Origin of the sequence: Streptomyces aurantiacus (genome assembly GCF_001418335.1) — a bacterium.
Classification (GTDB): domain Bacteria; phylum Actinomycetota; class Actinomycetes; order Streptomycetales; family Streptomycetaceae; genus Streptomyces; species Streptomyces aurantiacus.
In genome coordinates this window covers 1-10,274 of record NZ_LIPP01000295.1, presented here as the reverse complement: position 1 = coordinate 10,274, position 10,274 = coordinate 1, and the positions used below count along the sequence as shown (strand labels likewise).

Genomic DNA, 10,274 nt, shown 5'->3' with positions numbered 1-10,274 from the left:
GCCGAACCCCGCACCACACCCAACACCCGACGACCATGACGACGCGCATCCGAAAGGCGTTCGAGCAAGATCAGGCCGACGCCCTCGGAGAGCCCGACCCCGTCTGCCGAGGCGGCGTACGCCTTGCAGCGGCCGTCCGATGACAGGCCACGTTGGCGCGCGAAACCCGCGAACATGTCCGGGTCTGCCATCACCGTGACGCCGCCCGCGAGGGCAAGATCGCACTCACCCTGCCGCAGCGCCTGCGCCGCCAGATGAATCGACACCAACGACGACGAACACGCGGTGTCCACCGTCACCGCGGGACCCTCCAGGCCGAAGGTGTAGGCCACCCGTCCGGACACCACGCTGCCGGTGCTCGCCAGGTAGGCGTAGCCCTCCAACTGGGCGTCCTCGCCGCCGATCAGTCCTGCCGCGTAGTCGTGGTACATCACACCCACGTACGTACCGGTCAGACTGCCCTTCAACGTCGTCGGATCAATACCCGCGCGCTCGAACACCTCCCAGGACGCTTCCAGAAGCAGCCGCTGCTGCGGATCCATCGCCAACGCCTCACGCCGATTGATCCCGAAGAACGCCGCATCGAAGTCACCCGCGTCGGGCAGGAATCCGCCCTGGTCGGCGTAGGTCGTGCCGGCGTGCTCAGGGTCGGGGTGGAAGAGGCGTTCCAGGTCCCAGCCGCGGTCCGTCGGAAACGCACCGATCGTGTCCACACCCGCACTGACCAGATCCCACAGACCTTCCGGTGAGGTCACACCTCCCGGGAACCGGCAGGCCATGGAGACGATGGCGACTGGGTCGTCGGTGTGGGTGACCGCCGTCGTCGGCCGCCGGGTGGCGGGCGCCGAGGTGCCCGCCAGGCGGTGGACCAGGTGGGCGGCGAGTGTCCGGGGCGTGGGGTGGTCGAAGACCAGGGTGGCGGGCAGCCTGATGCCGCAGGCGGCCGAGAGTCGGTTGCGCAGCTCCACCGCCGTCAGCGAGTCGAATCCCAGGTCTTTGAAAGCCGTGTCGACGCCGACCCGGGCCGCCGAGCCGTGACCGAGGACGGCCGCGACGTACTCGCGTACGACATCGGTGACGAGTTGCGCACGGCCGTCCTCGTCGAGGTCCACCAGGCGTACCGCGAGCGCCCCTTCGTCGAGGCCCGCGGAGGCGACGCGCCGTCGCGTGGCAGGGACGGTGAGTGTACGCAGCAGGGGAGACAGGCCGTCGGTCGTGGCGCGCGGGTCGAGGTCGGCCGCGACCACGTACGCGAGGTCGCGGGCGCGGGCGGCGTCGAGGAGTGCCAGGCCGCCTTCGGTGGTCAGCGGGGCGAACCCGGTGCGCTTCATGCGCGCCAGGTCCGTCTCACTCAGCTGGCCGGCCATGCCGCTGTCGCCGGTCGTCTCCCACAGGCCCCACGCGATCGACAGGCCCGCGAGTCCCTCGGCCCTTCGATGCTGCATCAGCGCGTCGCAATAGGCGTTCGCCGCCGCGTAGTTGGCCTGTCCCGGGCTGCCGAGGGTGGCGGCAGCGGAGGAGAACACCACGAACATGCCGAGTCGCGTCTCCCGCGTCGCCTCATGCAGATGACGCGCGCCCGCCGCCTTCACCGCCCACACCCGTGCCAATCGCTCAGGGGTCTGCGCGGTCACCACGGCGTCGTCCAGCACACCGGCGGCATGGATCACACCGGTCAGGGGGTGCGCCGGATCGACCGACGCGACCAAACCTGCGACCGCGTCCATGTCGCGGACGTCGGCGGCCACGACCGACACAGTTGCGCCCAACTGGTGCAGCTTTTCGGTCAGTTCGTCGGCGCCCGGTGTGCGCGCACCGTGTCGGCTCGCCAGCAGCAGGTGCCGTACACCGCACTTTCGAACCAGGTGTTCGGCCACCAGCCGGCCGAGTACTCCGGTGCCGCCCGTGATCAGGACGGTGCCGTCCGGGTCGAGTTCCTCGGGCCTGCCGATTCCCTGCGGCCCGTCATGCGGCCCGTCGGTCTCCTCGACCGGAGATGTCGTGATCGCGGCTCGGACGAGCCGGGGCACCCGTGTCTCACCGCCGTGCACGGCCAGTTGCGGCTCGTCCGGAGGCGCCACCGCCATGGCCTCGGCGATCGTGTCGTCCGGGCCCAGGTCGATCAGTGTGAAGCGGCCGGGGTTCTCCGACTGGGCGCTGCGGACAAGGCCCCAGGCGGCTGCGGACGCCACGTCCACGTCGCCGTGGGAGCCACGGCCACCATCGTCATGGGAGCCATCGCCGTGGGAACCGCCGTGGGAACCGTCGTGCGAGCCGTCGTCGAAGCTCACCGCGCCCCTCGTCACCAGCACCAGGCGGGAGTCGGTCAAGGGCGAGGCGAGCCAGCTCCGGACGAGGTCGAGGACGCGGGTGACGAGCACCAGGCCGTCGTCGCCCGGGTCGGCGTCGACGGGCGCGGCCACCAGGGGCGGCGCCGCAGCACCGGCCTCGACGGACGCCACCAGTTCGGGGAGGCTCGCGACGTCCTGTCCCAGTGTCACCCAGCTGTCGTTCGCGGCCCGGACCGGCCCCGTCGCGCCCTCCGGCGCGATCCACTCCAGGTCGAACAGCCCGTGCCGGTCGCGGGTGCCGGCGGCGGCGAGGCGTCCGGGGTCGGTCGGGCGTGAGCGCAGGTCGCGCACGGTGAGTACCGGGGCGCCGACGGCGTCGGCCACGGTGATCCGCAGCCCCTCGCCGACTCCCTCGCCCAGCGGCGTGAGACGTACCCGGACCGTGGTGGCCCGGACCGCGTACAGCACCGTGTCGTTCCAGGCGAACGGCAGCCAGATCCGTCCGGCGTCGGCGGGCGTCAGCAACAGTGCGGCAGGTTGCAGGACCGCGTCGAGGAGGGCGGGATGGATGCCGTAACCCTCCGGGTCGCCCGCCACCTCGGGCAGCGCCACCTCGGCCAGGACGTCGCTGCCGTGACGCCACACTTTGCGGACTCCCCGGAACGCCGGACCATAGCCATATCCGGTCCGGTCGGCCCGCGCGTAGAGATCCTCGACGTCCGCCGGTTCGGCGCCGGGCGGCGGCCAGACGCCGTCCAGAGTCCCGTCACCGCCGTGCGCGCCGTCCCCGCCATACGATGCGTCCCCACTGTGCGCGCTTTCCGCGCCGTCCGTCGTCTCGGGGCCGAGCACGCCGGTGGCGTGGCAGGTCCAGGGTTGTGGGGACTCGAAGGTGTCGTCGTCATCAGGGCGATCAGGGCGATCAGGGCGGGAGAAGACCTGGACGTCACGGCGGCCGTGTGTGTCGGCCGCGTCCACGACGACCTGGATCCGCAGGCCTCCGGTGTCGGGCAGGACAAGCGGTGTCTGCAGCGTCAGTTCCTCCACTGCGGGGCAGCCCGCCTCGTCGGCGGCGCGCAGCACCCACTCCAGTTGTGCGGCGCCCGGCACGAGTGCTCGGCCCGCCACGACGTGGTCGTCGAGCCACGATGCCGCCTGCCGGGACACCCGGCCGCTCAGCAGGTGTACGTCTCCACTGGCCAGGCCCACGGACGCGCCCAGGAGTGGATGCCCCGAGGCGGCGAGACCGAGCCCGGCGGGGTCACCGGCCCGACCGCCGGTGGGCGCCATCCAGAACCGCTCGTGCTGGAAGGCGTAGGTGGGCAGGTCGACGGTACGAGGGACCGGTTCGGCCGGGAACCAGCGCCGCCAGTCCACGTCGGCGCCCGCCGCGAAGGCCTGGGCGGCGGCGCGGGCGAGTTGCCTCGCGTCACCGTGGCCGCCGCGCAGGGTCGGCACCACCGTGGCGGACACGTCCGCCCGCTCGGTGATCGCCTCCATGGCCAGATGGAGGACGGGTTGGGGGCTGACCTCGATGAAGAGCCGGTAGCCGTCCGCGAGGAGGGCCTCGACGGTGTCGGCGAACCGTACCGGCCGACGCACGTTCGTCACCCAGTACGCGGTGTCCAGAGCGGTGGTGTCGGTAAGGTGCCCGGCGGTGACGGTGGAGTAGAACGCGGCGTCGGCGGCGGCCGGCCGTATGCCGGAGAGTCGCTCGGTGAGCAGGTCGGTGATCTCGTCCACGTGCGGTCCGTGACCGGCCACGTCCGAGTCGACGGCGCGGACGCGCAGCCCGCGTGCCCGGGCGTCGGCGACGACTGCGGCGACGCCGTCGGGCGGGCCCGAGACGACCGTCGAGGCCGGACCGTTGACGGCGGCGACGACGACGTCCGGGTGGCCGTCGATCAGTTCGGCGGCCTGCTCCCGGTCCGTTCCCAGCGACGCCATGGCGCCGCGTCCGGACAGCGTCCGCAGCAGGCCGCTCCGTACGGTCACGATGCGTGCGGCGTCGTCCAGTGAGAGGGCGCCGACGACACACGCGGCGGCTATCTCGCCCTGTGAGTGCCCGATGACGGCGGCGGGCTCGATCCCCTGGTCGGCCCACACGGCGGCGAGTGCCACCATGACGGCCCACAACACCGGCTGGACGACGTCGATCCGGGACAGCTCGGCCCCGTCCCCGCTCAGTACTTCGGTCAACGACCAGTCCACGTACGGCGAGAGGGCCTGCTCGCAGTCGGCGATGCGCGCCGCGAATACGGGTGACTCCTCCAGGAGCCGGGCTCCCATGCCCGCCCACTGGCCCCCGTGCCCGGGGAACATCAGGACCGGTCTCCGGCTGTGGGCTCCGGCGGCTCCGGACGCCACGTGCTTCGACGCCTCGCCCGCCGCGAGCGACCGCAGCCCGGCAACGAGCGTCTCGCGGTCCTTGCCCACGACGACGGCCCGGTTCTCGAACACCGAGCGGGTCGTGATCAACGACCAACCGACCTCGACGGGTGACGCCGGCCGCTGGTCGCTGCTCACGTGGCCACTGCTCATGTGGTCGGTGCTCATGTGGTCGGCCAGCTGTGCGGCCTGGGCCCGCAGCGCCTCCTCGCCGCGCGCCGAGAGGACCCACGGCACCACTACCGGCTCCGGCTCCGAGGACTCAAGCGACGGCTGGGGTGTCTTGTCCTCGGGGGTCTCCTCCTCCAGGGTCTCCTCCGGGGTCTCCCCCGGGGCCTCCTCCAGGATCACGTGCGCGTTCGTCCCCGACATGCCGAAGGCGGACACCCCGGCGCGGCGCGGGCGTTCACCACGCGGCCAGGCGACCGGTTCGGTCAGGAGCCGTACGGTCCCGGGGGACCAGTCGACGTGGGGTGTGGGCTCGTCGGCGTACAGGGTGGCGGGCAACTGCTCGTTCCGCAGCGCCATCACCATCTTGATGACGCCCGCCACACCCGCGGCGCCCTGTGGGTGGCCGATGTTCGACTTGACGGAGCCGAGCCACAGTGGCCGGTCGTCGTCCCGGTCACGGCCGTACGTGGCGAACAGGGCACCGGCCTCGATGGGGTCCCCCAGCTTGGTGCCGGTGCCGTGTGCCTCGACCGCGTCCACCTCGGCGGCGCCGAGGCCCGCGTTGGCGAGGGCGGCGCGGATGACACGCTCCTGCGAGGGGCCGTTGGGTGCGGTGAGGCCGTTGCTGGCACCGTCCTGGTTGACGGCCGAACCCCGAAGCACCGCAAGGACCCGGTGGCCGTTGCGCCGGGCGTCGGACAGCCGCTCCAGGAGGATCAGGCCGACCCCCTCGGAGAAGCCCGTACCGTCGGCCGAGGCCGCGAAGGCCTTGGAGCGGCCGTCCGGGGCGGGCGCGCCCTGGCGGGAGAACTCGACGAACGCGCCGGGCGTCGACATCACCGTCACCCCGCCGGCCAGGGCCAGGTCGCATTCGCCCTGCCGCAGCGCCTGGGACGCCAGATGCATCGCCACCAGTGAGGAGGAGCACGCCGTGTCGATACTCACCGACGGCCCCTCCAGGCCCAGGCTGAAGGAGATACGGCCGGAGAGAACGCTCAACGCGTTGCCGGTCAGCAGGTGGCCCTCCACCGTCTTGTCGGGCTGCGCGCCGCCGAATCCGAGTACGCCCGCGCCGATGTAGACGCCGGTGGGGCTCAGCTTCAGCGTGGCCGGATCGACGCCGGCCCGTTCGAGGAGCTCCCAGGCCGTCTCCAGGAGCACCCGCTGCTGCGGGTCCATGGCCAGTGCCTCGCGCGGGCTGATCCCGAAGAACGAGGCGTCGAAGCCGGGCGCGTCATGCAGGAATCCGCCCTGGCGTACGTAGCTGGTGCCCGGGTGGTCGGGGTCCGGGTGGTAGAGGCCCTCCAGGTCCCACCCCCGGTCGGCGGGGAACTCCCCGATGGCGTCGCCGCCCTCGGCGACGAGGTTCCACAGTTCCTCAGGCGTCCGGGTGCCGCCGGGGAAGCGGCACGCCATCGAGACGATCGCGATCGGCTCCTGGGCGCGCTCCTCCACCTCGCGCAGACGCTGACGTGTCTGGCCGAGGTCGACTGTCACCCGCTTCAGATACTGACGGAGCTTGTCCTCGGTACTCGGCATCGAACGTCACTTCTCCATCGGTGAGAGGCACAGAAGGAACGGGAGGAATGGGAGGGACGGAAGGGACGGGAGGGACGGGAGGGACACGAGGTCACAGCTGTCGGTCGATGAACTCGAACATGTCCTCGTCGGAGACGGCGTCGAGGACATCGAGGTCCGCCACGCCCGCGGCGGCGCCGTTCAGCTTCGCCAGCAGGGCGTTGAGGCGTCTGCTGACTCGGCCGCGCACCTCGTCGTCGAGAGTGAGCGCGTCCAGGGAGGACTCGATCCTGCCGAGTTCGTTGAGCAGCGGATCCACCGCGTCCTCGGGGGGAGCCTGGGCGCCGTCGGGGGACAGGCGCTCCAGGAGGTGGTCGGCGAGAGCGGCGGACTCCGGGTAGTCGAAGACGAGCGCCGCGGGCAGCTTCAGGCCGGTGGCCGCCGACAGACGGTTGCGCAGTTCCACGGCGGTCAGGGAGTCGAAGCCCAGTTCCTTGAAGGACGTGTCCGCACGGATGGCGTCGTGGTCGACGTGCCCGAGGACGCCGGCCGCGTTGGCCCGTACGACGTCGAGGAGCAGACCGTGCCGTCCCGCGGGCGGCAGCCCGGCGAGCTGGTCGGCGAGGCCGCCCGCCGAGGCGGCGGTGCCCTGGGCCGCGGTCCGCCTGACGCTCCGGTCGGCCGCGGTGGTGGCCATGGCCCGCAGGAGGACGGGCCGGGACGCGGCGGACTGCGAGGCGACGGTACGTGCGTCGAGGTCGACCGCAACCAGGTACGGGCGACCGTGGGCGAGGGCGGCGTCGAGAAGGGCCAGCCCGCCCTCGGTGGTCAGCGGGGTGAACCCGGTGCGCTTCATGCGCGCCAGGTCCGTCTCACTCAGGTGCCCGGTCATGCCGCTGGCGGTCTGCCACAGACCCCATCCGATCGACAGACCGGTCTGACCCGTGGCCCGGCGACGCTGCATCAGCGCGTCGCAGTAGGCGTTCGCCGCCGCGTAGTTGGCCTGCCCCGGACTGCCGAGGGTGGCGGCAGCCGAGGAGAACACCACGAACATGCCCAGCCGCATCCCCCGCGTCGCCTCATGCAGATTCGCCGCGGCGGTGGCCTTGGCCGCCCACACCCGCGCAAGCCCCTCCGGGGTCTGCGCGGTCACCACCGCGTCCTCCAGCACACCGGCGGCATGCACCACACCGGTCAGCGGATGCGCCGGGTCCGACCTCCCCACCAGCTCCGCCACCGACACCGGATCACTCACATCGGCCGCGACGACAGCGACCTCGGCACCCAACCCGCCAAGCCTGTCGACGAGTTCGCCGCTCCCCGGAGCCTGCGGACCACGACGGCCGACCAGCAGCAGATGCCGAACGCCCCACTCCCGCACCAGATGCTCCGCCACCGCCGCACCGAGCACCCCGGTACCACCAGTGATCAGCACCGTGCCCTCCGGATCAAGAACAGCCGGTACCTCCAGCACCAGCTTGCCGGTGTGCTTCGCCCGACTCATGAACCGGAACGCCTCACGCGCCCTGCCCAACGGCCAGGAACGCACCGGCAACGGAGCAAGGGCACCGGAGGCGAACAACTCGCCCATCTCCGCCAGCATTTCTCCGATCCGCTCGGGGCCGGCGTGCGGCACCAGGTCGAAGGCCCGGTACCACGCGCCCGCGTGGTCGGCCGCGACCTGGTCCGGGTCGCGTTTGTCGGTCTTGCCCATGTCGACCATGCGCCCGTCCTCGGCGAGCAGCCGCAGGGACGCGTCGGTGAACTCCCCGGCCAGGCTGTTGAGTACGACGTCCATGCCCCGCCCACCCGTCGCCTCACGCAGCGTTCCCTCGAAGTCGAGGTCGCGGGAGGACGCCCGGTGGGCCGCGTCGATGCCCATGGCGTCGAGCACCCCATGCTTGGCGGGGCTCGCGGTGGCGTACACCTCGGCGCCCAGGTGGCGGGCGATCTGGGTGGCGGCCATGCCGACGCCGCCGGTTCCGGCATGGACGAGCAGCGACTCGCCCGCCTGAAGCCGGCCCAGGTCCACCAGTCCGTACCAGGCCGTAAGGAACACCACGGGCACCGCCGCGGCCTCCTGGAGGCTCCAGCCCTCCGGCACCGGGACCACCATCCGGGCGTCGGCGACCGCCAGTGGGGCGAACGCGCCCTCGAAAAGGCCCATCACGCGGTCCCCGACCGACAGGTGTGTGACGTCCGGCCCGACCTCCGTCACATGACCGGCGCCCTCGCTACCCGCGAACGTGCCCTCGTCGGGGTACATGCCCAACGCGATCAGCACATCACGGAAGTTGACACCCGCCGCCCGTACGGAGATCCGCACCTGTCCGGGCTCCAGCGGCGCAAGCGCCTCCGGGGCGTCGACCACCGCCAGGCCGTCCAAGGTGGCCGTTCCCGCGGCGCCGAGGCGCCAGGCGGACGTGCCGACCGGCGGAACCAGTTCCTCGGGCGGCCTCGCAGGCGTCAGCCTGGGGACGAACACGTCTCCGGACCGCAGGGCGAGTTGGGGTTCGTCGAGATCCTCGACGGCCCGACGAAGCACGGTCTCCGGCAACTCCCCACCATCTGTGTCCAGCAGGACGAAGCGGCCCGGGTTCTCCAACTGCGCGCTACGGACCAGACCCCACACCGCCGCAGCCGACGCATCCACATCACCGCCACCATCACCACCGGCAGCCACCGCACCCCGCGTCACCACCACCAGACGCGACTCCACCAACTCCGGCACAGCCAAAAACTCCTGCACCAACGACAACACCCGCTCAACAACCAACAAACCATCAGCATCGGCACCGGCACCGGCACCGGCACCGGCATCGACATCGGCCACTTCCACGGGCGCGAGGACCGCCCACGGCACACCACCACCGGCCACCACCACATCAGCCAGACCGACACCACCCGCGAGAACGGTCCACTCGCCACCCTCCGCAGCCTCGGACCGTGAAGCCGCAAGCGGCGTCCACTCGACGGTGTAAAGCCCGTCGGCGCCGCCCGCCATCTGCCGGGGGTCGGCCGCCCGCAACGTCAGTGCGTCCACTCCGAGAACGGGCGCACCGGCGGCGTCGGCGATCACGACCTTCAAATGCCGCTCGGCTGCCTCTCCTTGCGGGGTGAGCCGGACGCGGATCCGGGTCGCCTGGGCCGCGCTCAATGTCACCCCGTTCCACGCGAACGGCAACCACATCTGCCCGTCTCCGGGCCGGTCGAGGAGCAGCAGCGGATGCAGGGCGGCGTCCAGCAACGCGGGATGGATACCGAAACCGTCGTGGGGGCCCGCCTGTTCGGGCAGCGCCACCTCGGCGAGCAGTTCGGTTCCGTGCCGCCACAGCCCCAGCAGTCCCTGGAACGGCGGACCGTACGCGTACCCGGCCTCCGCTGCCCGTGCGTAGAAGTCCTCGACCTCCACCGTTTCGGCCCCGGCCGGCGGCCACTGCCCACTCAACTCGGTGCCCTCTACGGCGGGTTCGGGGCTCACTACGCCGGTGGCGTGACACAGCCACGCGGCGCCACCCACCTGGTCCGGGCGCGCGTACACGCGTACGTCGCGTCGGCCCTGCTCGTCCGCCGCATCCACGGCCACCTGGACCTGTAGGCCCCCGGACTCCGGCAGAACCATCGGCGCCCGCAACATCACCTCTTCCAGGGTGGAACACCCCACCTCGTCGGCGGCCCGCAGTACCCACTCGACCAGGGCCGCCCCCGGTACGAGTACCGCCCCGGCGACCACGTGTTCGGCCAACCAGGAGGGCCCTTTGCGGGAGAGCCGTCCAGTAAGCAAGTACGAGTCGGTTTCCGCGAGTTCCACGCAGGCGCCGAGAAGCGGATGGCCGACGGATGCCATGCCGAGACCGGCGGCGTCCCCGTTGAGCCCGGCGGGCGCCTCCAGCCAGTAGTGCTGGT

Annotated in this window: 2 protein-coding genes; both read right to left on the bottom strand. The window is 71.8% G+C overall.

All coding sequences use genetic code 11. The annotated features are described in order from the left end of the window. A partial coding sequence (locus tag AOK01_RS31810) for a type I polyketide synthase (protein WP_157871561.1) occupies nt 1-6,389 on the bottom strand: 6,389 nt, incomplete at its 3' end. Between the two features lie 91 nt (nt 6,390-6,480). Then, a partial coding sequence (locus AOK01_RS31805) for an SDR family NAD(P)-dependent oxidoreductase (RefSeq protein WP_157871559.1) occupies nt 6,481-10,274 on the bottom strand: 3,794 nt, incomplete at its 5' end.